The organism is Nocardia sp. NPDC004151, from assembly GCF_042874235.1.
GTDB lineage: Bacteria > Actinomycetota > Actinomycetes > Mycobacteriales > Mycobacteriaceae > Nocardia.
The window spans coordinates 182,447-208,162 of record NZ_JBIAMR010000004.1; the positions used below are offsets into that span (position 1 = coordinate 182,447).

24 protein-coding genes and 1 pseudogene are annotated in these 25,716 nt (G+C 68.8%); 17 read left to right on the top strand and 8 right to left on the bottom strand.

All coding sequences use genetic code 11. The annotated features are described in order from the left end of the window. Window positions 1-314: 314 nt before the first annotated feature. Window positions 315-1,349: a hemin ABC transporter substrate-binding protein gene (locus ACFYTS_RS11640; protein ID WP_387303205.1), complete on the bottom strand. Its 1,035-nt coding sequence runs from the start codon at window positions 1,347-1,349 to the stop codon at window positions 315-317. Window positions 1,350-1,369: 20 nt separating this feature from the next. Continuing rightward, the gene (locus tag ACFYTS_RS11645) at window positions 1,370-2,329 is read right to left on the bottom strand and encodes an aldo/keto reductase (protein ID WP_357277124.1); all 960 of its coding nucleotides are present in this window, start codon (window positions 2,327-2,329) and stop codon (window positions 1,370-1,372) included. 263 nt (window positions 2,330-2,592) lie between these two features. Here ACFYTS_RS11645 and ACFYTS_RS11650 point away from each other — a divergent pair, with 263 nt between their 5' ends. From ACFYTS_RS11650 to ACFYTS_RS11695, 10 genes are all read left to right on the top strand, one after another. Continuing rightward, on the top strand, window positions 2,593-3,543 hold the full coding sequence (locus ACFYTS_RS11650) for an undecaprenyl-diphosphate phosphatase (RefSeq protein ID WP_357276260.1): 951 nt from the start codon (window positions 2,593-2,595) through the stop codon (window positions 3,541-3,543). A 16-nt stretch (window positions 3,544-3,559) separates the two neighbouring features. Next, window positions 3,560-4,300: a histidine phosphatase family protein gene (locus ACFYTS_RS11655; RefSeq protein WP_387303208.1), complete on the top strand. Its 741-nt coding sequence runs from the start codon at window positions 3,560-3,562 to the stop codon at window positions 4,298-4,300. Window positions 4,301-4,320: 20 nt separating this feature from the next. Continuing rightward, window positions 4,321-4,923: a DUF3090 domain-containing protein gene (locus tag ACFYTS_RS11660; RefSeq protein ID WP_357276256.1), complete on the top strand. Its 603-nt coding sequence runs from the start codon at window positions 4,321-4,323 to the stop codon at window positions 4,921-4,923. Beyond that, on the top strand, window positions 4,898-5,725 hold the full coding sequence (locus ACFYTS_RS11665; protein ID WP_357276253.1) for an SCO1664 family protein: 828 nt from the start codon (window positions 4,898-4,900) through the stop codon (window positions 5,723-5,725). The genes ACFYTS_RS11660 and ACFYTS_RS11665 overlap by 26 nt, the downstream gene beginning before the upstream one ends. 166 nt (window positions 5,726-5,891) lie before the next feature. Beyond that, entirely contained in the window at window positions 5,892-7,130 is a 1,239-nt protein-coding gene (gene mshC, locus ACFYTS_RS11670) for a cysteine--1-D-myo-inosityl 2-amino-2-deoxy-alpha-D-glucopyranoside ligase (RefSeq protein WP_357276251.1), read from the top strand. Between the two features lie 150 nt (window positions 7,131-7,280). Further along, window positions 7,281-8,168, top strand: coding sequence for a GNAT family N-acetyltransferase (locus ACFYTS_RS11675; protein WP_387303211.1), 888 nt, complete (start codon window positions 7,281-7,283; stop codon window positions 8,166-8,168). A gap of 85 nt (window positions 8,169-8,253) precedes the next feature. Then, window positions 8,254-8,988 carry a FadR/GntR family transcriptional regulator gene (locus ACFYTS_RS11680; RefSeq protein ID WP_387303213.1) on the top strand — a complete coding sequence of 245 codons (735 nt, stop codon included), beginning with the start codon at window positions 8,254-8,256 and terminating at the stop codon, window positions 8,986-8,988. A 20-nt stretch (window positions 8,989-9,008) separates the two neighbouring features. Continuing rightward, the gene (locus ACFYTS_RS11685) at window positions 9,009-9,680 is read left to right on the top strand and encodes a sterol desaturase family protein (protein WP_387303216.1); all 672 of its coding nucleotides are present in this window, start codon (window positions 9,009-9,011) and stop codon (window positions 9,678-9,680) included. A 200-nt stretch (window positions 9,681-9,880) separates the two neighbouring features. Next, window positions 9,881-12,955 (top strand): crotonase/enoyl-CoA hydratase family protein, encoded by a 3,075-nt coding sequence (locus ACFYTS_RS11690; protein ID WP_387303219.1) that lies wholly within the window; start codon window positions 9,881-9,883, stop codon window positions 12,953-12,955. Window positions 12,956-13,034: 79 nt separating this feature from the next. Further along, window positions 13,035-13,337: a response regulator transcription factor gene (locus tag ACFYTS_RS11695; protein WP_387303221.1), complete on the top strand. Its 303-nt coding sequence runs from the start codon at window positions 13,035-13,037 to the stop codon at window positions 13,335-13,337. 7 nt (window positions 13,338-13,344) lie between these two features. Here ACFYTS_RS11695 and ACFYTS_RS11700 read toward each other — a convergent pair whose 3' ends face one another. From ACFYTS_RS11700 to ACFYTS_RS11720, 5 genes are all read right to left on the bottom strand, one after another. Then, window positions 13,345-13,998, bottom strand: a complete 654-nt coding sequence (locus tag ACFYTS_RS11700; RefSeq protein ID WP_387303224.1) for an enoyl-CoA hydratase-related protein — start codon at window positions 13,996-13,998, stop codon at window positions 13,345-13,347. A gap of 21 nt (window positions 13,999-14,019) precedes the next feature. Further along, entirely contained in the window at window positions 14,020-14,616 is a 597-nt protein-coding gene (locus tag ACFYTS_RS11705) for a helix-turn-helix domain-containing protein (protein ID WP_357276231.1), read from the bottom strand. A 91-nt stretch (window positions 14,617-14,707) separates the two neighbouring features. Further along, window positions 14,708-16,513: a fatty acid--CoA ligase FadD11 gene (gene fadD11, locus ACFYTS_RS11710; RefSeq protein WP_387303227.1), complete on the bottom strand. Its 1,806-nt coding sequence runs from the start codon at window positions 16,511-16,513 to the stop codon at window positions 14,708-14,710. Window positions 16,514-16,599: 86 nt separating this feature from the next. Next, on the bottom strand, window positions 16,600-17,976 hold the full coding sequence (locus tag ACFYTS_RS11715) for an SPFH domain-containing protein (RefSeq protein WP_387303230.1): 1,377 nt from the start codon (window positions 17,974-17,976) through the stop codon (window positions 16,600-16,602). A 307-nt stretch (window positions 17,977-18,283) separates the two neighbouring features. Beyond that, a complete protein-coding gene (locus ACFYTS_RS11720; RefSeq protein WP_357276223.1) occupies window positions 18,284-18,862 on the bottom strand; it encodes a TetR/AcrR family transcriptional regulator in 579 nt (192 codons plus the stop codon). A gap of 94 nt (window positions 18,863-18,956) precedes the next feature. On the opposite strand from ACFYTS_RS11720, the gene ACFYTS_RS11725 reads away from it, so the two are divergent. From ACFYTS_RS11725 to ACFYTS_RS11745, 5 genes and pseudogenes are all read left to right on the top strand, one after another. Next, window positions 18,957-19,775 carry an SDR family oxidoreductase gene (locus tag ACFYTS_RS11725; RefSeq protein WP_387303233.1) on the top strand — a complete coding sequence of 273 codons (819 nt, stop codon included), beginning with the start codon at window positions 18,957-18,959 and terminating at the stop codon, window positions 19,773-19,775. 14 nt (window positions 19,776-19,789) lie between these two features. Beyond that, window positions 19,790-20,863 carry a dihydrodipicolinate reductase gene (locus ACFYTS_RS11730; protein WP_387303236.1) on the top strand — a complete coding sequence of 358 codons (1,074 nt, stop codon included), beginning with the start codon at window positions 19,790-19,792 and terminating at the stop codon, window positions 20,861-20,863. Between the two features lie 128 nt (window positions 20,864-20,991). Next, a complete protein-coding gene (locus ACFYTS_RS11735) occupies window positions 20,992-21,579 on the top strand; it encodes a hypothetical protein (RefSeq protein WP_387303239.1) in 588 nt (195 codons plus the stop codon). Beyond that, a pseudogene (locus tag ACFYTS_RS11740) lies at window positions 21,580-21,693 on the top strand (pentapeptide repeat-containing protein); the annotation flags it as partial. Between the two features lie 66 nt (window positions 21,694-21,759). Next, the gene (locus ACFYTS_RS11745) at window positions 21,760-21,999 is read left to right on the top strand and encodes a pentapeptide repeat-containing protein (protein ID WP_387303802.1); all 240 of its coding nucleotides are present in this window, start codon (window positions 21,760-21,762) and stop codon (window positions 21,997-21,999) included. 1,167 nt (window positions 22,000-23,166) lie between these two features. On the opposite strand, the gene ACFYTS_RS11750 is transcribed toward ACFYTS_RS11745, so the two are convergent. After that, window positions 23,167-23,577 (bottom strand): hypothetical protein, encoded by a 411-nt coding sequence (locus tag ACFYTS_RS11750; RefSeq protein WP_357276213.1) that lies wholly within the window; start codon window positions 23,575-23,577, stop codon window positions 23,167-23,169. Between the two features lie 907 nt (window positions 23,578-24,484). On the opposite strand from ACFYTS_RS11750, the gene ACFYTS_RS11755 reads away from it, so the two are divergent. Together ACFYTS_RS11755 and ACFYTS_RS11760 are read left to right on the top strand one after the other, a co-directional pair. After that, window positions 24,485-25,267 (top strand): FkbM family methyltransferase, encoded by a 783-nt coding sequence (locus tag ACFYTS_RS11755; RefSeq protein ID WP_387303242.1) that lies wholly within the window; start codon window positions 24,485-24,487, stop codon window positions 25,265-25,267. 118 nt (window positions 25,268-25,385) lie between these two features. Beyond that, a complete protein-coding gene (locus ACFYTS_RS11760; protein WP_387303245.1) occupies window positions 25,386-25,652 on the top strand; it encodes a hypothetical protein in 267 nt (88 codons plus the stop codon). Window positions 25,653-25,716 lie beyond the last annotated feature (64 nt).

Consider the following 25,716-nt stretch of genomic DNA (forward strand, 5'->3'; position numbering starts at 1 on the left):
GGGAGCTGCCTCGTGGCCGGACCCGGCCTGCGTCTTCGCCGCACCCGCCGGTGTCTGCCCGCCAGTCCCGCCGGTCGAGCGCTCGGCCGGGCCGTCCTGGGCGCGGGGCGCCGGGCCGTCGGGCTCCGGATCGGCGGGACCGTCATGGCCCGCGTCGGCGGACACATCGTGTGCCGAGTCGGCCGCACCATCGTGTGAGTCGCCGGGGCCGAGCGCGGTGGCAGCGCCGTTGCGCGCCGCGGTGCGGTCGTCGGGTGTGTTGTTCGGTGAATCCATGTGGGGGCCTTGGTTGTCGGCCGCTCCGGGGCGCTCGCTCATGCGGCGGCGGGGCCGTAGACGGCCTTCACGAGGGCCGACAGCACGCGGCCGGTGTTGGGGCCGAAGGACAGCAGGACGGCATCGGACATGTCGATGACGCGCCGGTCGCGTCCGGCGGGGGTCTGGGCGATGCCGGGGACCTTCTCGAGGCCGTCGACCCCACCGACCGACGCCAGACCGTCGCTCATCAGCAGCAGCGCGTCGGGGGCGGCGGCGATCATGGCCTCGCTGGTGATGGGCAGGAAGTCCTTGGTGATGCCCGACGCGGTTCCGGCGTCGATGCCGCCGATGGCGGTGATCAGCGAGTCGGCGCCCGAGCCGGGTCCGGCGATCATGGTGATGGCGGCGCTGCGCAGGTACAGGAACGCGATCTTGGGTTTGGCGTCCTGATGCGGCACCGAGGCGATGGCGGCGTCGATCTCGGCGCGGGTGCGCTGCCCCAGCGCCTTGCCCGCGTCGGGCACGCCGAGCGCGGCGCCGACGGCCTCGATCTGCGGGACGACTCCGGCGATGGTGCGTTCGGTGTCGAAGTAGACGACGGTGATGCCCAGGGCGCGCAGCTGGTCGCGCAGGGCGGGGGTGACGGTGGTGGTGTCGGTGAGGAACACCGTGGGCCGCAGTGCCGCAACGGCTTCCACGCTCAGGGTGCCGCTGCCCGAGGACACGGTCGGCAGCTCGCGCACGGCGGGGAACGCCGCGGAGTTGGAGCGCCCGATCAGTTTCGAGCGCAGTCCGAGGGCGACGACGGTCTGGGCGAGGGTGCCGTAGCGGTCGGCGGCGATGATGCGGGAGGTGTCGGTGACGGTGACCGGGGTGCCGTCGAAGGAGGTGACGGTGACCGGCAGCGAGGCAACCGGTTCGGGACCCAGCGTGACGGGGTCGAGGTCGCCGATCTCGGCGGTGACCGGTCCGCGGCCGCCGGTACTCGTGGTGCCCGAGCCGCAGGCGGTGACCCCGGCGACGAGACCGACACCGAGCAGCAGGATCACCAGCGTGCGGGCGGCGGTGTGGGCATTCACGAGACACCTCATGCAGGCAAGGCTAGCCTGGCTCATTCTGTGCGTGCGCTCACGTCTCCGAGGGCCGCGGCGATGGCGCGGGGAAGTTCGAGGGTCTCGGCGGCCAGGATGCCGGTGAGCTGCCCGATATCGCGGGCTCCGACCAGCATCGAGGCGACCGCGGGCTGATCTCGGATCCAGGCCAGCGCCACCGCCAGCGGCGAGGTCCCCAGCCCGTCGGCGGCGGTGACGACCGCGTCGACCACCCGCACCGCCCGGTCGTCGAGATGCGCGGTGATCTCGGCGGCGGTCGACTCGTCGGCGCCGCGCGAATCGGCGGGCACCCCGTCGCGGTATTTGCCGGTGAGGATTCCCCCGGCCAGCGGCGCGGTGGCGATGACGCCGATGCCGTGATGCTGTGCGGCGGGCACGAATTCGTGTTCCACGCCGCGCGCCAGCAGCGAGTAGGGGGTCTTCGCGGCGGTCAGCGGCGCGGCGGCGGCGAGGGTGGCCAGCTGCCAGCCGTCGTAGCCGCGTGCTCCCGCGTAGCGCACGCGTCCCGAGCGCACCGCCCACGACAGGGTGTCGGCGATCTCCTCGAGCGGGGTGTGCGGGTCCCAGGCGGCGACGGTCCACAGGTCGAGGTGGTCGGTGCCGAGCTGGGTGAGGGTGTGATCGAGCTGGCGGCGCATGGTGCGCCGGGAGGCGTCCACGGTCCAGCGCACCGCGGCGGGCGCGTCGGCGGCGGCGTCGCTGAGTATCGGTGTGTATCCGGCACTTCCGGACAGCACCAGGTCCTCGCGGCCGACTTCGGCGATCAGCTCGCCGAGGATGTGCTGGGCGGCGCCGTCACCGTAGGCCGGGGAGGTGTCGACGAGGTTGCCGCCGGCTTCGACGAAGGCCAGCAGCTGGGCCGCGGCGTCCTCGGCGTCGGTCTCCCTGCCCCAGGTGTGGGTGGCCAGCCCGAGCCTCGACACCCGCAGTCCGCTGCGGCCGACCGTCCGTTGTTGCATCACCGCGCTTGCCCTTTCGTCACACGCGTCAGCCTAGGCGCACCGGCGGCCCGCGCCCGGCTACGGCCCGCGCCGAGCGCGGCGAATTCCGGCGCGTGCGAGCCGGAACCCGATTCCACCCGGGGGTATCGGGCCCGCCATCGCCGCCCGGTAGGGTCGCAGCGTTGCGGCGGGGCGCGAACGCCGCGCCGCCGGCGGCCCGGGGCATCGAAATGCTCACCGGGAGCTGATGATTCGGGACTGGAGGCTGCGTGGGCGAGTCGATGACGTGGGTGCAGGCACTGGTGCTGGGCCTGGTGCAGGGTCTGACGGAATTTCTGCCGATCTCTTCCTCGGCGCATCTGCGGATCGTCTCGGCGGTGTTCTTCGGCGATGACGCGGGCGCGTCGTTCACCGCGGTCACCCAGCTGGGCACCGAGGCGGCGGTGCTGGTGTACTTCGCCAAGGACATCTGGCGGATCCTGGTGGCCTGGTGCACCACGGTGTGGATGAAGGTCGCTGGGCGCCAACGCGATTCGGTGCCGCTGCACGAGCGCGCCACCACCCAGCTGCCGGTACTGACCGAGGACGGCTCCTTCACCTACGGCCCCGATCCCGACACCCAGCGCGAACTGGACTACCGCATCGGCTGGTATGTGATCATCGCCACCATCCCGATCGGGGTGCTGGGCCTGCTCTTCAAGGACCAGATCCGTACCGGCGCACGGAATCTGTGGCTGATCTCGATCATGCTGATCGTGTTCGCGCTGGTGATCGCGGCGGCGGAGTACTACTCGGGCAAGACCTACGGGCGGGCGCGCCGCCCGATCGAACTGCTCACCACCCGCGACGGCCTGATCATGGGCCTGGCCCAGTGCCTGGCCCTCATCCCGGGCGTGTCGCGTTCGGGCGCGACGAGCTCGGCGGGCCTGTTCTGCGGTCTGACTCGTGAGGCGGCGGTGCGGTTCTCGTTCCTGCTGGCCATCCCCGCGGTGCTGGCCTCGGGCCTGTTCAGCCTCCCCGATGCCTTCGAACCCGCTGGTGAGGGCCTCAACGCGTCGGGCCCGCAGCTGCTGGTGGCCACCGTGCTGTCGTTCGCGGTCGGTTACGCGTCGGTGGCGTGGCTGTTGAAGTTCGTGGCGCGCCATTCGCTGGACTGGTTCGTGGGCTACCGCATCGTGCTGGGGTTGACGGTGATCGCGCTGCTGGCGACCGGCGTCGTGTCGGCGACCTAGTCGGTAGGCTGTCCCGGTGACGGTGATCCTGTTGCGGCACGGCGTGTCCACGTCGAACATTGCCCGCACCCTGGCCGGGCGCAGCGCCGGCGTCGATCTGACCGACCGTGGCCGTGAGCAGGCCGCGAGCCTGGTCGAGCGGCTGGGATCGCTGCCGATCGAGCACATCGTGTGCTCGCCGCTGCTGCGCTGCCAGCGCACCGTCGCCCCCCTCGCCGACAAGCTGGGCCTCGAGGCCGACCCGGATGAGCGGCTGCTCGAGGTCGACTACGGCGACTGGACGGGCAAGGCCCTGGCCGACCTGGTCACCGAGCCGTTGTGGAAGGTGGTGCAGCGGCAGGCGTCGGCGGCGCGCTTCCCCTCGGGTGAGTCGCTGGCGGAGGTGCAGTTCCGTGCCGTGTCCGCTGTGCGCGAACGGGATCGGCAGTTCGCCGAGCGGCATGGTAGCGATGTGTTGTGGATTGCGTGCACGCACGGCGATGTCATCAAGTCGGTGCTGGCCGACGCGTTCGGCCTTCACCTCGACGGCTTCCAGCGGATCGTGGTGGAACCGGCGTCGATCAGCGTCGTCCGCTACACCCCGAACGCCCCCTATGTGTGGCGGCTCAATGACACGGGTACCGATCTGTCCGGGTTGGCGGCGATTTCACCGCGAACAGGCGGCGAATCGCGCTCGGGGCCGGTTCCCGGCGGAGAAACGGGTACCACCGACAGTACGGATAATGGGGCTGGCGAACGCCCCGATTCATCAGTGTGAGTGAACCGAATGGAGGTGCAATGGGCCGGGCAATCCATATCTTCCGCACCCCCGATCGTTTCGTCGCCGGCACCGTCGGCGAGCCGGGCGACCGCGCGTTCTACCTGCAGGCGGTGCAGGAGCCGCGGGTGATCAGCGTGCTGCTCGAGAAGCAGCAGGTGAAGGTGCTGGCCGATCGGATGGGTCTGCTGCTCGACGAGGTGCAACGGCGCTTCGGGACCTCGGTGCCCCCGCAGGCCGCCGACGTGGCCGACACCGCGCCGCTGGTGACGCCGATCGACGCCGAATTCCGGGTCGGCACCATGGGTTTGGGCTGGGACGCCGACGCGGGCGCGGTGGTGGTGGAGCTGTTGGCGATCACCGAGACCGAGGTCGACGAATCGGTGGTTCTCGACGACACCGAGGAGGGTCCCGACGCGGTGCGGGTGTTCCTGACCCCGGTGCAGGCGCGGGAGTTCGCGTTGCGGTCGGCGCGGGTGATCGCGGCGGGCCGCCCGCCGTGCCCGCTGTGCGGGGAGCCGCTGTCCACGGCCGGGCACATGTGTGTGCGCACCAACGGCTACAAGCGCGGCGACATCTTCGGCGCCACCGAATCCGATGACGACTCCGACGACGAGGACTGATCCGGTGTCGGCCTCTGACAGCCCCGCGGTAGACCGGCCGTGGCAGACCGCCGAGTTGACGGTGATCGGCCAGGTCACCACCGCCAGCAACGTCACCCTGGTGTGCGAGGCGGGTGCGGGCGGGCAGCGGGTGGTGTACAAGCCCGAGCGTGGGGAGCGGCCGTTGTGGGACTTCCCCGACGGCACCTTGGCCGGGCGGGAGGTGGCCTCGTATCTGGTGTCGCAGGCGCTGGGGTGGGGCGTGATCCCGGAAACGGTGTTGCGGGAGGGGCCTTTCGGGCCCGGCATGGTGCAACGCTGGATCGACACCGCCGAGGACGAACCGAGTCCGGGTCTGGTGGATCTGTGCCCGGTGGGCGCGATCCCCGACGGGTATCGGGAGGTGTTGCGGGCGTTGGATCCGGGCGGGCATCCGGTGTCGCTGGTGCACGCCGACGACGAGCGGCTGCAGCGTATGGCGGTGCTCGATGTGCTGATCAACAATGCCGACCGCAAGGGCGGGCACGCCCTGCTGGGTCTGGACGGGCGCGTGTACGGGGTGGATCACGGGATCTGCCTGCATACCGAGCCGAAGCTGCGCACGGTGTTGTGGGGGTGGGCCGGTGAGCCGGTGGCGGACGAATTGCTCACCGACATCACGGTTTTGGTGAAGGCGCTGCCCGGGGAGCTGGGTGAGCGGCTGGCGGCGTTGATCACCGACGCCGAGATCGACGCGCTCGAGGCGCGGGGGCGGGCGTTGCTCGACGAGCCGGTGATGCCGCTGCCCGCCAGTCAGCGGCCGATTCCCTGGCCCGCGTTCTGACCCCTGCGTCGCGGACACCCCGGCGTTCTCGTCGCGCTGATTGCAATCATTGACACCGCCGGGTCGGCGACTAGGGTGCAGGTCGGCCCGGTCGGGCGCGTGTCGTGGGGCACACCGGTGCGGGGGCGGCGACGTCGCGGCCCGATCCCAGGGATAACCTCGAATCATGCAGTCCTGGTCCGATACCGCTGTCCCGACCGTCCCCGGATCCGGACCAGCGTTGCGTTTGTTCGACACCGCCGACAAGCAGGTGCGCCCGGTGACCCCCGGCGCGACCGCGACGATGTACGTCTGCGGCATCACCCCCTATGACGCCACCCACCTCGGCCACGCCGCCACCTACCTGACCTTCGACCTGGTCAACCGGTTGTGGCGCGACGCCGGCCACGCGGTGCACTACGTGCAGAACACCACCGATGTGGATGATCCGCTGTTCGAGCGGGCCGAACGCGACGGCATCGACTGGCGCGAGCTGGGCACCCGCGAGATCAACCTGTTCCGCGAGGACATGGCGGCGTTGCGGGTGATCCCGCCGCGCGACTACATCGGCGCGATCGAGTCGGTGCAGGAGGTCGTGGACCTGGTCGACAAGCTGCTGGCCTCGGGCGCGGCGTACGTGGTCGAGGACCCGCAGTATCCCGACATCTACTTCCGCCACGACGCGACCGAGCAGTTCGGCTACGAGTCGGGCTATGACCGCGACACGATGGACCGGTTGTTCGCCGAGCGCGGCGGGGATCCGCAGCGGCCGGGCAAGCGCGATCCGATCGACGCGCTGTTGTGGCGGGCCGAGCGGCCGGGTGAGCCGTCGTGGCCGGCGCCGTTCGGGGCGGGCCGCCCGGGCTGGCACATCGAGTGTGCGGCGATCGCGCTCAACCGTCTGGGCAGCGAGTTCGATGTGCAGGGCGGGGGCAGCGACCTGATCTACCCCCACCACGAGTACTCCGCCGCGCACGCCGAGGCGCTGGTGAAGGGCCGCCGCTTCGCCCGGCATTACGTGCACGCGGGCCTGATCGGGCTCGACGGCGAGAAGATGTCGAAGTCGCGCGGCAATCTGGTGTTCGTGTCCAAGCTGCGCGCGGCGGGCACCGATCCGGGCGCGATCCGGCTGGGCGTGTTCTCCGGGCACTACCGCAGTGACCGCGAGTGGTCGGATGCGGTACTGGCCGAAGCGGTTTCGCGGCTCGCGCGGTGGCGTTCGGCGGTGGCGCTGGACTCGGCTCCCGATGCGACCGACACGGTGGCGCGGGTGCGTCGGCACCTGGCCGATGACCTGGACACCCCCAAGGCGCTGGCGGCGCTGGACGCGTGGGCGCAGCAGGCGCTGGCCTACGGCGGCCCCGACACGACGGCTCCGGCGTTGATCACCGACACCGTCGACGCGCTGCTGGGCATCGCCCTGTAGCCGCACTGCCGCGACGAACCGACGCGCGAGCCCGGATGTCCGGGCTCGCGCGTTCTTGTGTGCGGTGGGCGTGTTAATGAGTCGACCGGGCGGTGGTGGACGGCGCATCCTGGGGAGCGGTGTGTCGTCGGTCGTGAGGAGGGCTGTTCGGTGGGTGCGGCGGAGTCCGGTGTGGACGGGTTGGCGGTGGGCGCGGCGCGGTTCGCGCGAGCGACGGCCCGGCTCGACGAGTGCGCGGCGTTCTATCGGGAGATCGTCGGTCTGACACAGCTTTTCGCGTTCTCCGATCACGCGGGCTACAGCGGGTTCCTGTTCGGGTTGCCGGGGTCGCGCGCGCAGCTCGAGCTGGTGCGCCGTGACGACGCGCCCGCCCCGCCGCCGGTGGATCCCGAGGACGCGGTGGTGCTGTATCTGCGCGGCGGGTTCGAGGCGTTGCGTGAACGGCTGGCCGATCATGGTGTGGCCGAGGTGATTCCGGACAATCCGTATTGGGTGGCGGCGGGCGCGTTCGCGGTGCTGGACCCCGAGGGCTGGATGCTGATCGTGGTGCCACCCGAGGACGATGCGGACGCGGTGCGGATCGAGGAGTTCACCGGTGATCGCGACGAGATCGCGTGGTCGTTCCGGATGGCCGAGGACTCCGAGCCGCTGCTGGCCGGGTATATCGGGCGCGGGCGGGTGTGGGTGGCGCGCAACGCGCGCGGGGAGGTGGTCGGCCATATCCAGGCGGCGCCGGAGGCGGATGAGTCGACGTGGGAGATCGTCAATACCGCGGTGGTGCGCCCGTTGCGCGGGGCCGGGGTGGGGCGGCGGATGATCGACACGGTGGTGGCGGCCGCGACGGCGGCGGGAGTGCGGCGGCTGGAGGTGGCGACCGCGACCGCCGATGCCGGGAATCTGCGCTTCTACCAGCGGTGTGGGTTCCGGATGACGCGGATCGTGCCGGATGTGTTCACCGCGGCGGCCGGGTATTCGGAGCTGGTGATGGTCGATGGGATCCGGATGTTGGATCAGGTCTGGTTCGCCCGCGAGTTGTGAGTCGTATCGGGGTCTCCTGACCCCCTCACCGGCCAACTGGTCTTACCACTTGACCACCAGTCCGTGGCGGCGCACACTGATCGGCATGGCATGGACCCCCGTGGTGAAACGCTCCGTCGCCGGTGATGTGTTCGAACAGATCACCGCGGAGGTGCTCAGCGGTGAACTGGCGGCCGGCAGCACCCTGCCCAGCGAACGGCAACTGGCCGAAGCGCTGGGCGTGTCACGACCGGCGGTGCGGGAAGCGCTGCAACGACTCTCGGCGGCCGGACTGGTCTCGGTGCGCCAGGGCGAGGCGACCACGGTCCTGGACTACCGCCGCAGCGCCGGACTCGAGGTGCTGCCGCGGCTGCTGCTGCGGGGCGCGACCATCGATGTGGCCGTGGCTCGCAGCGTGCTCGAGGCGCGCCTGCACAATGGGCCCAAGATCGCCGAGCTGGCGGCCGCGCGCGTGGGCGCGCGACCGGACCGCCGCGACGTCACCGAGGCGTTGCGGGCGCTGGACGCGACGACCGAGCGGCTGGCCGCGTCCGCTGATCCGCTGGATCAGCAGCTCATCGCGCTGGAGTTCTGGGATCACATCCTGGATCTGGCGGATTCGATCGCCTTCCGGCTCATGTATTCCATGCTGCGCGCGGCCTACGAGCCCGCGCTGGGGGCGCTGGCTGCGGTGATGTCGGCCGAGGTGGGCAATATCGACGCCTACCGCGATCTGGCCGCCGCCATCGGCGCGGGCGAGCCGGAGCGGGCCGCGGACCGGGCGCGCGCCCTGCTCACCCCCGCGACCACCACCCTGCTCCACGCTCTCGACCAGGCGTGACCCGACCACGAGGTACGACCATGACCGATCCCAAGACCACTGCCGGACGCGCACTGCGCCGCGACCTCACCGTGGCGGCCGCGGCCCGCGAATTCGCCCGGCACCCCTCGCCGTGGATGATCGGGGTCACCCTGGTGGCCGCCCTCACGACACGAATTCTGCTGGGCGACTGGCACCTCGTCGACGCGATCATCCCGCTGGCGATCGTGGCGCTGTTCCCGGTGTACGAGTGGGTGATCCACGTGACGATCCTGCACTGGCGGCCGCGCGCGCTGGGCCGGTTCACCCTCGACAGCGAACTGGCCCGCGAACACCGCAAGCATCACGCCGATCCTCGCGCGGTCCCGCTCATCTTCATCCCGACCCGGTCGCTCGCGGTGGTCATCGCCGCTGTGGTCGCGGTGGCCCTGCTGGTGTTCCCCCGGATCGAGGCGGGTCTGACGTTCGTGCTCACCATCACCATCGTCGGACTGATCTATGAGTGGACCCATTACCTCATCCACACCGACTACAAGCCCAAACACGCCGCCTACCGGTCGGTCTGGCGTCACCACCGCCACCACCACTACAAGAACGAGCACTACTGGTTCACCGTGACCACCGCCAACACCGCCGACCGCCTGTTCGGCACCGCCCCCGACCCGGCCACCGTCGCGACCTCACCCACCGCCCGCCATCTGCACGGCTACTGACCCGCTCACGGGCGGCGAACCACGAGCATCGGCCGTGGCGCCACCCGTGGTGGCCGGGCCGTGACCGCGCCCGAATTGTGAACCGACATTCGCGCCCGAAATCTGGTGGGGTGCGAAGTTGCGCCGACTCTTCCCGTGGCAGGTGAACGGCCGATACCGTGAGGGCCGGATGGTGTGGACCCTCAGCGAGGAGGTGGGCCGTGAGTACGGTGCCGGGTTTCGATCGTGTGCGTGCGGTGCTGGAGCAGGGACTGGGTAAGGGCGCGTCGCTGCGCGAACAGGTGCGTGCCGGGGGCCGGTTACTGGACACGGTGCGCCGCGATCCGCGGATCGTGCGGGAGTTCATCGCGGGCGTGACCGGCCAAGGGGTGCCCGTGGAGGCCGCGCCGGTCGAACACACCCTGCCCGAGGGCCTGTCGGACTATCTGCGCACCGCGCACGCGCATCACGATCTCGAGACCGGCGCGGCGGCGACGCTGGCGTATCTGGCGCAGTTGCAGCGGCTTCCGGAGTGGGTGAGTTTCCACGCGGGCTGGCGTGGGCAGGCGCCGGGGCCGGCGGCCATGGGCGTGGAGTACACGCAGGTGGCCAAGTTCATGGGCATTCCCGCCGATGTGCAGTGGCTGGTGACCGAGGTGAGCGACTCGCGGCTCGGGTTGCGCGGGCACGGCCCGCAGGGTTTGGGCCTGGGGTTGTGGATCACGGTGGTGCCCAACGGTTCCGGGTCGAGCGTGTACATCGACGCGGGGTTGTCGGGGCAGCCGATCGAGGGCCCGCTCGGTGGCACGGTGGCCCGCGCGCTCGGTGACGCGTTGACCGAGTCCCTGGCGGGATTGCCGGCGGTGCTGGCGGCGGCCGCGCCGGGGTCGGGGCGAGCGGAGCGGAAGGCGGTGCGGCACCGGGCTTCCGGGGTGGTGTTGGCGCCGACGACGCCGGTGCTGGTGGGGGTGGGTCAGATCGTGCAGCGCACCCCCGACGCGTCCTGGGCCGATCCGTCGCGGTTGGCGGTGCGGGCGTTGCGGGCCGCGGCCGCCGACACCGGGCTCGGGGACGGGTTGCTGGCGCGCGCGGACGCGGTGTTCGCGGTGTCGCCGACGTCGTGGCAGTACCGGGATCTGGGGGCTCTGGTGGCGGCCGCGGTCGGCGCGGACGGGGTGGACACGGTGCAGTCGAGTCCGTTCGGTGGTGACGGCGGCCAGTTGGTGATCAACGAGGCGGCCGCGGCGATCGCGGCGGGCGACTACGACCTGGTGTTGGTGACCGGCGCGGAGGCCGGGGCGACACAGGCGGCGGCACAGCGGGCCGGGGTCGAGGTGGCGTGGCCGGTGCAGGACGTCTCGGTGTCGCCGACGCGGACGGTGGGGATCGACAAGGCGGCCAACAATGCCGCGGAGTCCGCGGCCGGGTTGCAGGCCCCGATCAATATGTACGCGCTGCTCGAGTCGGCCCTCCGGCACCGGTTGGGTCGCACGCCGGCCGAGCACGCGGCCGCGGTGGCGGAGTTGTGGTCGCGGTTCTCGGCGGTGGCGGCGGCCAATCCGCATGCCTGGCAGCCGCAGGAGTTCACCGCGACCCAGATCGCGGCGGTGACCGAGACCAATCGGATGATCTCGGCCCCGTACACGAAGCTCGAGTGCGCGAATCTGACGGTGGATATGGCCTCGGGCATCATCGTGGCCTCCGCCGCCGCGGCCGAGGCGGCGGGTATCCCGCAGGACAAGTGGGTGTTCCTGCACGCGGGCGCGTCGGGCACCGATGAGTGGTTCGTCAGCGAGCGTGCCGAATTGGCGGCGTCTCCGGCGATCGGGGCGCTGGGTGCGGCGGTATTCGAGCATGCCGGGATCACGGCCGAGGATCTGGGCCCGGTGGACCTGTACGCGTGTTTCCCGGTGGCGGTGCAGATCGCGGCGCGCGAGCTGGGTTTGCCGGTCGACGACCCGAAGCGGCCGCTGTCGGTGACCGGTGGGCTGACCTTCGGCGGCGGTCCGGGCAACAATTACGGCGGGCACGCGGTGGCGTCGCTGGTGGGCCGGTTGCGCGCCGAACCCGAATCCTTCGGTCTGGCCACGTCTCTGGGCTGGTATCTGACCAAGCACGCGATGGGCGTGTATTCGGCGACCCCGCCCGCACAGCCCTACCGGCATCTGACTCCGGTGATCGAGCATCCCCCGGCCCGCCCGGCGCGCACCGGCTACGACGGCGAGGCCGTGGTGGAGGCCTACACCCTGCCTTATGGTCGTGACGGTCTGCCCGAGGCCGCGATCGTGAGCCTGCTGACCCCCACCGGTGATCGAGTGCTGTTGCGTTCCACCGAGTCCACGCTGGTGACCGCGTTGGCCGAGGACGACTGGCTGGGTCTGCCGGTGACCGTGGCCGGTGACACGATCACCCCGGTGGCCGCGCAGCGTCCCGAGTCGGGTTCGGGCGCTGAGGAATCGGGCGCGGGGGAATCGGGCGCGGAGCCGGTGTCGAGTACCGCGGGGGTGGCGCGGGTGCCGTTGCCGCCTCCGCCGCCCGCGCCGGTGCTGATCGAGCGCCGCGGCCACATCATGATCATCACGATCAATCGCCCCCACGTCCGCAACGCGATCAATCTGGCGGCGGCGCTGGGTTTGGAGCGGGCGATCGACGCCTACGAGGCCGATCCGAACGCCCGGATCGCGATTCTGACCGGTGCGGGCGGCTATTTCAGTGCCGGCATGGATCTCAAGGCGGCCGCGCGCGGTGAGGTGCCGGTGACCGAGAAGCGCGGCATCCTGGGCATCGTGTCCCAGCCGCCACGCAAACCGCTCATCGCCGCGGTGGAGGGCCCGGCGCTGGCGGGCGGCTGCGAACTGGCGTTGGCCGCGGATCTCATTGTCGCCGCGAGTGATTCGACCTTCGGCATCCCGGAGGTCAAGCGTGGTCTGGTCGCGGTCGGCGGTGGGGTCCTGCGCCTGTCGCAGCGCCTGCCCCGCGCGATCGCGATGGAGCTGTCGTTGACCGGTGATCCGATCTCGGCGGCGCGGGCGGCGGAGATCGGGTTGATCAATCAGGTCGCCGAACCGGGCAAGGCTCTCGATGCCGCGTTGGAGTTGGCGGCGCGGGTGGCGGTGAACGCGCCGTTGAGTATCGATGCGAGCAAGCAGATCATCGAGCGGGCCCCGGATTGGTCGGTCGCCGAGGCGTTCGGCAAGCAGGGTCAGGTGGCCGCGGCGGCGCTGTCGTCGATGGACGCGGGTGAGGGGATGCGCGCGTTCGTGGAGAAGCGTCCCCCGGTCTGGCAGGGCCGCTGACTTCGAGCCCGACGTGGGCGGTTCGGCGACCGGCGGTCGATGACCGCCGTGGGAGCCGGATTCGCCTGTCGCTCTGGGCATGTCGCTCATCGGTGGCGGGGTGATGGACAGGGAACTGCTGTTCTCCCCGTCCCTGTTGCAGCGCCTGATCCGGCGCGCCCTCGACACGCCCGCCGAAACCGTCTCTGCCCCCGTGGATCTGACGCCACGCGAGCGGGATGTGCTGGGTTTGGTCGGTGAGGGTGTCAGCAATGACGAGATCGCGGCGCGTCTGCATCTGGGGGTGACGGCGGTGAAGAAGCACCTGGTGCGGTTGATGGACAGGACCGGGTGTGACAACCGGGTGCGGCTGGCGGTGTTCGCGGTGCGCCGCACCCGGTGACCCGGGGTCAGGCGTTGTGGAGGGCGGAGACGGCGTCGGCGAACATGGTGGCCTTGATCGCGCCGAGGGTGTCGTGGTCTTTGGCGCCGATCGGGCCGAGCATGGCCAGTGCGGTGTCGGTGAGGGTGTCGAGGTCGCCGATGGCGTCGACGAGGTCGTAGGCCAGGGCGTCGGGTCCACCGAAACGGCGTCCGGTCGTCATGGACGCGATCGCCGATTTGGGCGTGAGTTTGGCTTGGATGAGCGCGGACATGCCGCGGGTGAACGGGATGCGGATGTCGGCTTCGGGGAAGCAGAAGTAGCCGCGGTCCTCGCGCATCACCCGGTAGTCGTGGGCCAGAGCGAGCATGGCGCCGGCCCCGAAGGCGTGTCCGGGCAGGGCGGCGGCGGTGGGCAGCGGGAAGGTGAGCACGCGCGCCAGCAGCGACTGGACTTGCGCGACATACCATTCGGCCCGCTCGCCATTGCTGGACAGCCAGTCCAGGTCGAGGCCGTTGGAGTAGAACTTGCCCGACGCGGTGGTGACCAGCGCGTGGGCGCCGTCGGCGAGGACGGTGTCGAGGTGTTCGCCGACGGAGGTCAGGAATTCGGGTGAGAAGCGGTTCTCGTCGCCGCCGAGGTCGAGGACGGCGATCTTGTCGCGGTAGCTCAGAGTGGGCATGGGGTTCCTTCGCGATGTGGGTCAGGCGGGTGCGGGCCCGATGTCGAGGACCGCGCGGACGGCGGCCCGCAACTGCTGTCGGGCCACGGGATTATCGAGCCGGTCGCGGTCGAGCAGGATCGCTGTCGGCAGGTCGACCAGGCAGATGGTGAGGGTGTCCACGGCGTGGGCGTCGCGGCGCCGCCAGAGCCGGTGGGCGAGGGTTTTCATCAGCTCGACCAGGGTTTTCTGGGTGGCCGCGAGTTCGGTGCGGACGGTGTCGGGCAGGTCGTCGCCGAGCAGGTCGTCGCGGCGGACGGTGAAGAACAGCTGGGTCGACATCGGGTGGCGGGCGGCGAATTCGGCGGGGGCTTCGGCGGCGGCGATGACCGCGTCGATGCCGTCGCCGGCGGCGGCGACCAGGTCGGCTTGCAGGGCGAGGAAGCGGTGGGCGGCGCGAATCCAGGTGCGGCCCAGCAGTTCCGCGCGGGAACCGAAGGTGTGGTAGAGCGCGCCGTTGGAGACGCCGGTGGCGGTGGCCACGGCGCGGATGGTGACCGCGGCGGGTCCGGAGCGCACGGCGAGCGCTTCGGCGGCGTCGAGCACCCGGTCGGGGTCGTGGGTGCGGGGGCGGGGCATGCACCGACCATAACAGAGCATTTGCTCTGTTATGAAGGGGTGAATTCGGACCCCAGCGCTGTCGCCGGAGTCCCGGTGTCACGGCAAGAGGTCAGGCGGGACCGGGTTCGTGGACGCCTTCGGCCAGGTCGGGTGCGTACATGCGGTCGATATCAGCGGCGTACTTCTCGGCGATCGGTCTGCGCCGCAGCTTCATGGTGAGGGTGATCTCGTCGCCGCCGGGCTCCCAGAAGGTGGGCAGGATCGTGAATCGCTTGATCTGTTCCACGCGCGAGAGTTTCGCGTTCCCCGCGGCGATGCCGCGCGCGATCTCGGCGATCACCGTTTTGTCGGTCGCCAGTGTCGCCGCCGAGGCGTCGGGTAGGTCGCGCTGGGCGGCGTAGGGGGGCGCGGATTCGGCGTCGAGGACGATGAGGGCGGTGTTGTAGGCGCGGTTGTCGCCGATGGTGGCCAGCGCCCCGATGAGCGGGGCGGCGGCTTTGATGGTGTTCTCGATATTGGCCGGGGACATGTTCTTTCCCGCGGAGTTGATGATGAGTTCCTTCTTGCGGTCCACCACCCGCAGGTACCCGTCGGCGTCGCAGGTGATGATGTCACCGGTGGCCAGCCACCCGTGCGCGTCGAGGGTGTCGGCGGTCTTCTGCGGTTCCTTGCGGTATTCGCGCATGACCAGCGGCCCCCGCACCAGGAACTCACCGTCCTCGGCGATCCTGGATTCCAGGCCGGGAAGCAGCCGCCCCACGGTGCCCAACCGCGCCTGCGCGGGCGGGGCGACACTGACGATGCAGGTCAACTCCGACATGCCCCACACCTCCGAGATCGGAATGCCGAGCCCGAAGAAGAAGCCGAGGGTTTCCGCCGGGATCGGCGCGGCACCCGAGAGCGCCCATTTGAGTTGATCCAGGCCCAGTTTGGCGCGCAACGCCCCCAGCACGGCGGCGTCGGCGCGCGCCCATTCCTGCGCCGCCCCGTCAGCGAGCGGCTGCCCGGCCAGGTGGGCCGCGGCCTTGCGCGCGGCCACCTCCAGCGCCCACACCAGCGCCGCCTTCCGGGTGGGATCGGTTTCTGCGGCGACCGAATACTCCACGGCCGCTTTGAGTTTCTCCCACACCCGCGGCACCGCTCCCCAGATCGTGGGGTGCACCTCGGCCAGCGCGGCGCCGAGCTGGGTGCGGTCGGGGACGACGGTGATCTGGGTGCCGAAATACTCGTGCAGGTACAGGCCGGTGACACGGTCGGCCATGTGCGCGGTCGGCAGGAACGAGGTGATGCGGTCGCCGAACTCCACCGGCATGACCGAGGCGTAGGCGCGGCATTCGAACGCCAGAGCAGCGTGGGAGATCTCCACGCCTTTCGGATTGCCGGTGGTGCCGGAGGTGTAGCAGAGGGTCACGATGTCCTCGCCGGTCACCGCCTGCCAGGTGGCGTCGAAGTCGAAGTCGCTGCGCCCCAGCTGTTTGAGCTGCGCCACGCTCAGGGTGCCGGGCGCGGGGGTGTCCACGCACACGATGGTCTGCATGGGCACCCCGCACGCGCGGATCCGGTCCACGTACTGCGCCTCGCACACCACGACCCGGTTGCCGGCATTGCTGAACACGTAGTGCAGTTGCTCGGCGGACAGGGTGTTGTACACCGAGAACGAGGTGGCGCCGGTGTGCTGGGCGCCGACCTCGAGGGGGTAGAACTCGACGCGGTTGGCCATCATGAACGCCACCGTGTCCCCGCGGCCCACGCCCAAAGCGGCCAGGCCCGCGGCGATCTCGCGAACCTGGGCGGCGTAGTCGCGCCAGGTGAGGGTCACGGCGCCGCCGATCGAACGGACCGCGATCGCGTCGGGGTCGATCGCGGCGGTCGCCTGGAACACTGCGGGTGTCGTATTCGGTTCGCTCATCACCATTCTCGATCCACTCCCACCGTCGAAGCCTTCTCAGACGGTATGACGGCGCGTGGGCGTGGCGAGGCCGAATGACGACACCCGACGCGTCAGGATTGCCCGGTTTTGCGGATGGCGGTGATGATGTCCGACAACTGCGCCACCACGCTCGCCAAACCGGAGGTGTCGCCGCCGATCTGCACCGTCCGCAACTCCGTCGGAGTGGGCAGGTTGTCCACGATCGCGGGCAACGCCTCGATCAACTCCGCCTGCATGGTGGCGGCATTGCGACTGTTGGCAATATCGATACCGACCCGCTGCCGATCCAGCTCCAGCAACGCGGCCTCGTGCGCGACCCGGGTTTTGGCCTGCGCCAACGCCAGATCGGCTTCCTGACGCTGCGCGACCCGCTCGGCCTCGCGGCGGGCATTGTCGAGCTTCTCGGCGTGCTGTTCGCGTTCCAGCCGCAGCGCGTGCAACGCCGACTGCTGCGCCAGGTCGGCTACCTCCCGGTTCACCTCGTGCTCGCGTTCGGTGCGGCGCAGTCGTTCGGCGGATTCGCGATCGAAGGACGCGGCATCGTTGCGGGCGCGCAGTTCGGCCAGCTCCCGCTCGTTCTCGATGCGCCGCTGCTCGGCGGCCCGCCCCGCGGCGGCCTCCCGCACCGACACCGCTTCCTGCGCGTCGAGTTCGGCCAGGCGCGCGACCCGGTTCTGTTCGCTGCGGTAGGGCTTCTGCAGGTTCTCCCACAACGTGTTCGAGGAGACGACGGCCTCCTTGATCTGCACGGTCACGATCGACAAGCCCAGCCCGCGCGCACCGTCACCCGCGCCCTCGGCGACCGTGCGCAGCCGCGCGGTGAGCTCCTCGATGATGGGCTGCTTGTCCGAGAGCACATCACGGACCGCCATCGTGGACACCTTGTCCTTGATCGCGGCCTCGGCCTGCTCCCGCAGCTGCACGTTGACCAGCCGCATCGGATCCTCCGGATCGGAGAAGTCGAGTTTGCGGTAGGCGGTGGCGAAATCGTCGATGATCCACTGCACATACCCCTGCACCAGCACGCCCTGCAGTTCACTGCAGATGCAGTAGGCGTTGATCAGGATCGTCTGGATCGCGCCGGGCACCACCAGGTAGGAGTCCTTGGTCGGATCGAACCGGAACGACACACCCAGACCGATGTGCAGGGGCTCGGCCGCGCCGCGGCGGGTGTGCACCACGAACGCGTTGGGCGGCACCAGCACCGTGCGCCACCGCCACCAGCCGCTGACCCGCACCTCCACCGGACCCTGCGGGGTGCTCTCGCGCACCGACCCCACGCGCCCGGCCCGTTTGGCCAGCGCGCCACGCGGACCCGGGGCGCCCAGCGGGATCGGCATCGCCGCGGGGGCGGGCGCGGACCGCGCGAACGCGGGCCGCAGGTCCTCCTCCAGTTCGGCCTGTTGTGCCACGACCTGATCGAGATAGCTGTTGTTCTTCGCCGCCATGGCGGGCAGGCTACCGGCGAAAGACCGTTCGGCCCACAGATATTCGCGCAGCGAACCACCAGCGATCGACGTCCGGGCCTGGGGGAGTGGCGCAGGATCCGAGTCGCCGGGGTGGGCGTGATCGCGCCTGCGCGAGATGCATACCGGTGAATCCCGGTCCGCACCGCCAACCGGCCCCATGATCGAACTGTCCGAGACGGAAATGCAGCGGGGCGCTGAGAGTGGTCGCCGAATTCCGGCCGCTGTTCGATGCGCTCACCCTCGGTCCGGGCGTCGGGCCCGCCGATACCTGAACACGCTTCCGGGGCTACCCGGCGGCCGGGCGGCCGAGAATACCGTAGAGGAGCAGGTCCTCGAGAGAGGCGGCGAAGCCGTCGAGGTCATCGATATCGCGAATGCACATGGCGAACAACGCCGCCCCGGCGATGGTGTCGAGCACCGTGTTCGGGTCCAGTCCCGGGCGGGTGTCCCGGCCGGGCAGGTAGTCGCCGAGCTCGTCGCGGGTGGGGGAGTCCAGGCGGGCGGACAACTTCTCGTAGAGCCCGGAGTCCTCCCGCATCTCGGCCATGAGACCGGGCATGGCGGCGCGGGTCTCGGCGGACCCGAACAGCTGGATGGTGCCGCGGATGACCTTGCGGATCTCCCCGAGCAGATCCGGCGCCACCACCGCGGACCCGACGTCGGGGAACACCGCCTGCGCGATCAGGTGCGCTTTGGACGGCCAGCGGCGGTAGATGGCCGGGCGGGACACTCCGGCGCGGGCGGCGATGGCGTCGATCGATGTTGCGGCATAACCCTGTTCGACGACCAGGGCGCGGGCGGCGTCGAGGACCGCGGTGTCCACCGCCGGATCGCGGTGCGGGCCGAGCCGGTGGCGTGTGGTCACGGATTTCGTCCTTGTCGCTGCGGGCACGAGTCGTTACAGTCTGTCACAACTAAGTCGTTACGCTCTGTAACGGCTGAGGACTCGAGGAGGAGTCGTGTCAGCCGCCCCGCACATCCCCGACACCTATCGCCCGGTACCGCTGCTGGCCGGCAAGGTCGTCGTCATCTCCGGCGTCGGCCCCGGACTGGGCCACTCCCTGGCCATCGAAGCCGCCCACATGGGCGCCACCCTCGTACTGGCCGGACGCACCGAGAAACGCCTGCACGAATACGCCGACGAAGCCCGCGCCCTCGGCGCCACCGCCCACGTCGTGCGCGCCGATATCACCGAGGAAGATCAGCGCCGCGCACTCGCCGAACGCGCGGTCGCCGCGGCCGGCCGCGTCGACTGCCTGATCAACAACGCCTTCGCCATCCCGCCCATGTACCCGATCACCCAGATCGACGTCGAAGCGCTGCGCGACGCCAACGAAACCAATGTGTTCGCGCCGCTGCGGCTCTCGGCCCTGTTCGCCGACGCGCTCGCCGCGTCCCGCGGGTCGATCATCATGCTCAACTCGTGCGTGTCCTACAGCTCGCAGCCCGAATACTCCGGCTACAAACTGTCCAAGGGCGCCCTCGCCCACCTGGCGTCCTCACTGGCCACCGAACTGGGTCCGCGCGGCATCCGCGTCAACTCCGTCGCCCCGTCGTATGTGTACGAGGACATCAACAAGGCCTACTTCGACTGGCTGGCAAGCCAAGCCGGGGTCACCCACGACGACATCTACCGGCAGAAGGCCGCACCCACCGACCTGGGCCGCCTCGCCGGACCCGAAGAGGTCGCCCGCGCGGCCCTGTTCCTGGCCAGCGACCTCGCCACCGCCGTCACCGGCCAGATGCTCACCGTCGACTGCGGCGAATTCCACCGATGAATCCAGGAGTCAGCATGACCACCAAACGCATCGTGCTGTGGGGGACCGGCGTCGTCGGCTCCATGGTGCTGGCCGAAATCCTGCGCCACCCCGCCTTCGAGCTCGTCGGCGTCGGCGTCAGCAACCCCGACAAGGTCGGCCGCGACGCCGGAGACCTGTGCGGGGCCGCGAAAACCGGTGTCCTGGCCACCGATTCGGTCGACGAACTCATCGCACTGCGCCCCGACGCCGTCGTCCACTACGGGCCCACCGCCGCCTTCGCCGACGAGAACATGCGCGTCATCGGCGCATTCCTGCGCGCCGGCATCGACGTCTGCTCGACCGCCATGACCCCGTGGGTGTGGCCGCAGATGAAGCAGCTGCCCGCGGTGTGGCGCGACCCGATCACCGAAGCCTGCCAGGCCGGGGGAGCGTCGTGCTTCACCACCGGCATCGACCCCGGCTTCGCCAACGACCTGTTCCCGCTGACCCTCATGGGCCTGTGCGGTGAGGTGCAGTCGGTGCGCGCCTCCGAACTGCTCGACTACACCGATTACGAGGGCGACTACGAATTCGAGATGGGCATCGGCCACCCGCCCGAATTCAAAGCCCTGCTCGAACACCCCGACATGCTCATCATGGCGTGGGGCGCAACCGTTCCCATGATCGCCGCGGCCGCGGGCATCGAACTCGACGCCATCACCACCACCTGGGACAAGTGGGTCACCCCGACCGACCGTCCTTCCGCCAAGGGCGGCGTCAAAGCAGGCACCGTCGCCGCCATCCGCTTCACCATCAATGGCGTCTACAACGGCCGCGAGGTCATCACCCTCGAACACGTCAACCGCATCGGCCTCGACGCCGCCCCCGATTGGCCCGCCGGCACCAAGGACGACGTCTACCGCGTCGACATCCTCGGCAGCCCCTCCATCGCCCAGGAAACCTCGTTCCGCTTCACCGACGGCTCCGGCCGCACCCCGGCGGTAGCGGGCTGCCTGTCCACCGGCATGCGCGCCCTCAACGCCGTCCCCGCCGTCAACGCCCTCCCGCCGGGCTGGGCCACCCCCCTGGACCTCCCACTGATCCCCGGCTTCGGCACCATCCGCTGAACTGACGAACACTGCTGCTGCCGGGGCGAAATCTCTCACTTCGTCCCAGCAGCAGCACAATGCGTCGATGCTGGTCACCTACGGCGTGGTGCCCTTCGCTAGCTCAGGTCCAGCGTCATGATGCCGTGGTGACCTCGAGTGAGCCGACGTCGTCAGAAGCGCCGAAAGCACCGGGAGGACAGCGGCCGCCGCGGACTGCGGCGGGTGCTGTGCGCGGCTGGGCCAACAAGGACTTGTGGACCGCATTGGCAGCCATCACCACCGCGTCGGCGGCGGTCGGGGCGCTGGTCTTCACGGGTCTGAATCTGCGCGAGACGCGGCACCAGTACGGTCTGTCTCAGCAAGTGGAAGTCACTGATCGTTTCGGTAAGTCCGTCGAGCATCTGGGTTCCGACCAGCAGACTGTACGAGTAGGCGGGGTCTACGCGTTGGAGCGCATCGCGCGAGATTCCGCGGCCGACTCGCAAACGGTGGTCGAGGTACTCAGTGCGTTTCTGCGGTCGCGAGAATTGACCAATTGCCCGGATGTCGAGCTGCCGGTGGACACTTCTCCGGTTGCGGAGCCGGCACCGGCAGACCTGTGGGCCGCCGCGGCGGCCATCAGTCACATGTACACGCCGTTCCGGGACCACCAGCTCGATCTCCGGAAGACCTGCCTGGTCATGATCGATCTGTCCGGCAAGCGTTTCAGCCATACGGTCTTCATGCATGCGTGATTGACATGGTCCAAGCTCTGCGCGACCAAACTGGATGGCGCCAACTTGCAGGGCGGGCGAGTGGACTTCGCAAACCTGGAGGGTGCAGATCTGTCCGGCGCCAACCTCGAATTTGCGAATCTGTCCTACTCGAGGTTGGACCGTGTGAACCTATCGGCGTTGGACGGCAGAGGTGCGGACTTGGCGCACGCAGATCTGCACGCGACGTCGTTGCGGGGCGCGAATCTCTCGCGCGCCAATTTCTTCATGGCGGACCTCAGTTACGCTCATCTGGAAGGAGCGAACCTTGCGGATGCCGATCTCCACCAGCTCCGGAGCATCGACCATCTGGCCTACGACGACAAGACGGTGTGGCCCGAGGGGTACACACCCCCGCCCAGTGACTCCGCGCCCAATTTCCAGTCCAGCCAACAGTGCTGATTCCGCTGACTTGCGCGGACACACAGGTTTTTCCTCCTCGGGTCGAAGTCAGCGCCGGCGCCCCATCAAGGCCCACCCGATAATGAATGACAGGATCGTCCAAATGACAACAAAAAGGACGACAAGTGCTGCAGTTGCCAACCACTGACCTCCGCCAAGGGAACAATTACTTTGCGTGTTGCCATTCGAACCTCACAGCTCGTTGGCGATCAAAAGACTTCGTACACGCTCTTCCATGAGCCGGCGAGCACGCACGGCGGACCACCGGTCTTTGGCGTACAGCCCCGGGAAGTCCGCACTGAAGGCTATGAAGAGTGACCTCTCGCTGCTCCATACGACCTGGACATTGCCGAACGTTACGCTCCCCGACGTCATCGTGTTGTCTTACTTGACTCGCGATTCGATGTTTCGGAAGAGCGACGGAAGGGGACTTGCCGAAATAAAACTCGTGGATGGCGACGCAAGGCTTGCCGGGCGGCGCCCGCGGAGGACGGCGCCGTCGATGGCGTAACGACCATTTCCTCTTCCTGTTCGCTTCGTATCGCACGGTGCGGAAACCCGGACGGTGGTGCCGCTGGGCTCGGCGGCACCACCGTGCAACATTGGGGACGTGGGTGGGCACGTCCCAATCGGGATCCGTATTGAGGGATTGCGGATCATTCGCCAGATTACCGCTAGGGAGCTCATCTTTAAACATTAACCGAAAGAAATTCCGATTTGTCCATTTAATGACCGGCCCATAACGGACAAAATGGATGCTATGGAGCTATATTTCCGCAGTTGAACCCGAGGGCCGGCGTCGCGTACGGCGCAGGGTCAGCCGTTCGATTCTATTGCCACAAAATAGCCATATTCGTGGTAGTGGTGTCCAGCGAGTGGGACCGAACGGCATCGGCGTCCCGTCGGCCGCGATCAGATCCTGGAGGGAAGAGAGATCATCACGACCGGGCAGTGGTATCGACAATTCTGAGAATGACGCACTGCGTGAGATCACCCAGGGAAGCTCCGAGCAAGAGGCGACCGGCCCTTCGCCGAACTCGAGAAGGTCTTCATTCTCCGCGGTAGGCCGCCGAAAGTACTCCGTTCGGCAGGGACCCAAATCCCCTGCACGGCGATGGAATTGGTCCTGCGGCCCGGGGCTCAGGCAGGCGCTGACCGAGTGCTACGTCAGTGCAACAGTTTCGGCCTGTTCGGCTTGTCGGGGTCGACCAGGCGGGCGGTGACCTCGCCCAGAGCACCGACTTTGACCTTGATCAACTGACGGGCGGGCGCGGCGAACGTCGGCGAGGACCCGCCGACGTCGTTCGTCGCCCGGCGGCCGATCAGGCGGAACGGTCGCTTCGATGGAATCGCGACGAACGCTGTTGTGGTGCCGCGCAACACAACAGCGGCGGGACTGCTCCGAGTCAGACTCCCGAGGCACTCCATCAGAAGCTGTTCGCGCTCGTCGCCGGACAGCGTCGTCGTCCGACCAGCAGGGGCCGACGAGAGAATACGGGCGACTCCGCCCAACTCCACGTCTATCCCTGTGGGGGATACCAGGGTTGCGAGGTGCTCGGCCACTTCCGGTGAAGTCATCAATCCGTCCCAAATCTGCTCACATGTTTCTCGGAATTCTCGTGAGGCTCCTCGCGCGGCTGCCGCCGGCTTCACAGGCGCCCGCAGAGTCTCGAGACACTCGATCGGTACAGCGGCACGACGCGGCGGGCCAGCAGCCGCCGATAGATGATAGGCACAGTGTGTGGCAACTGTCTCGCAATTTGACATGATCTGGATCCTCCAAATCTCACGGGACACACACGCTGTTCGCACCGCCTCAGATGCGAATCCACGGCGCGTCAGCGCGACATCCTCTCGACAGTCAAGCGAGACCGATTCGGCGGCAAAGTGTTCGCTAACAAGGCTGTCGCGGCGTCACAGGCCGCCTGGCGGTGCCGTTCAGAGCGACTGAAGTCCAGACCAAACGGACATACTTGCTCAGATTTAATGCGACCCCTTCCGGTAAATACAGGACGCGAGTCGTCGTGAGGGCTAGAGTGACCCGCTAGGTGTACGACGACCGTCGACGCCGGGCTGCGGGGTTCCGGCGATTCGAAATCTGGTTGTGGTTAGGTGTATCGGCGCGGTGGATCCGATACGTGCCATCGCGCACGGGACCGAAGGCGGTCCCGGCGCGGCACCGTTCGAGCGGGCTCATCGAGCTTCGATACGACGAAGGTCCGGGGTCGGGGTGGCGACCGCCGGGTAACTCGCTGCGGTGGGGCGGCGACCGACTCTTCCATGGGCTCAACAGTTTTCGCATGGCTGACACAGCCCTGTTGGTCCGGTTCGTCACGTTGATGGGTTTTCGACGCAGCAGTCGTGAACGCGTGGCGGCTCTTCATCAGCGGCCATCTGCCACACCGTCGTCGATACGCGTCACCCGAATTGATACACCCCACAATGCCGGCCGCGATCGGCCCTGTTCCGGAAAGGTGCTTGACGAATGCTGACTTCCGTCAAACGACTCACTCTCGAGGACGGCAGATCGCTGTCCTGCACGAGCCCCGCCGAGGCCCGGATGCTCTGGGACGAGATGTCGACGCAAGGGTACTACCGACGGGCGGCCGCCCAACTGCGCCCGGACGACATCGTGCTCGATATCGGTGCGAACATCGGTCTCAGCGCAATAGCCTTCGCGGATGCCTGTCCCGGCGTGCGCGTCATCGCCGTCGAGCCCGCTCCACTGACATTCGAGTGCTTGCGCCGCAACATGGTTGCGCACGTCCCCGACGGCATCGCGCTCGAAATCGGGGTAGGCGCAGCGAAGGGCACCGCACAGTTCACCTGGTACCCACGAGCGTCAGCGAACTACAGCCTGTACGCGGACCGTCAGCGTGACAACCAGACGACGATCTTCCTGCAGAACTGCGGCCTCGATCAGGAGGCGATCGCTCTCGTCACGAACGACCTCCAGGACGGCGAACAGATCGACGTGGAGGTCACCACGGTGTCGGAATTACTGGCGAACCAGGCACCGGCAGGCGAAATCGGTTTGGTCAAGATCGATGTCGAGCGAGCGGAACTGGATGTCGTCCGCGGCATAGCCGAATCGGACTGGGCTCGGATGCGAACCGTCGTCGCCGAAGTCCACGACTGTGGCGATCGCCTGGCACAGTTCTGCGCGCTGTTGCGCTCCCATGGTTTGGCTACGGAGGTGCGTCAGGACGCGTTCCTGCGCGGAACGGCGCTCTACGAGGTCTTCGCCTTTCGGCCACCAACCTGGTGACGGAGTGACGAGCTGTCCGGGTCTGCCGTTGGCCGCGCATACTCGGAACCCTTTGCTCTGCAATGGATCTTCCTGAGCATCGACGAGTCCTGACCACTGTCGATTCCCGCTCCACCTGGTGGGCGGTCTGGTGTTCGGCACCGGCGGTCTCATCGAACTTCACCATGTCGACGAATTCATCGAACTCGCCAGCGAGATCGGTGTCATCCTGCTGTTCGGGCTGAGTACCGATCCGGCGAGCATGCCGCCGGTGCTGGGCTGGGCAGTGCTGCTGGCGGTGGTCACGGCGTCCACCAAGATCGCCGGCTGGCGGGGCTGCCGGGCGGGCCGGGGGCGTCCCGCTACGGACGTGCTCGCGCTGGATCCGCGCTCGTGCCCGCGGTGAATTCTCCATAGCGTTGATCGGCTACGGGCACGCGCGGCCTGACAACGGGCTCGCACCGGCGATC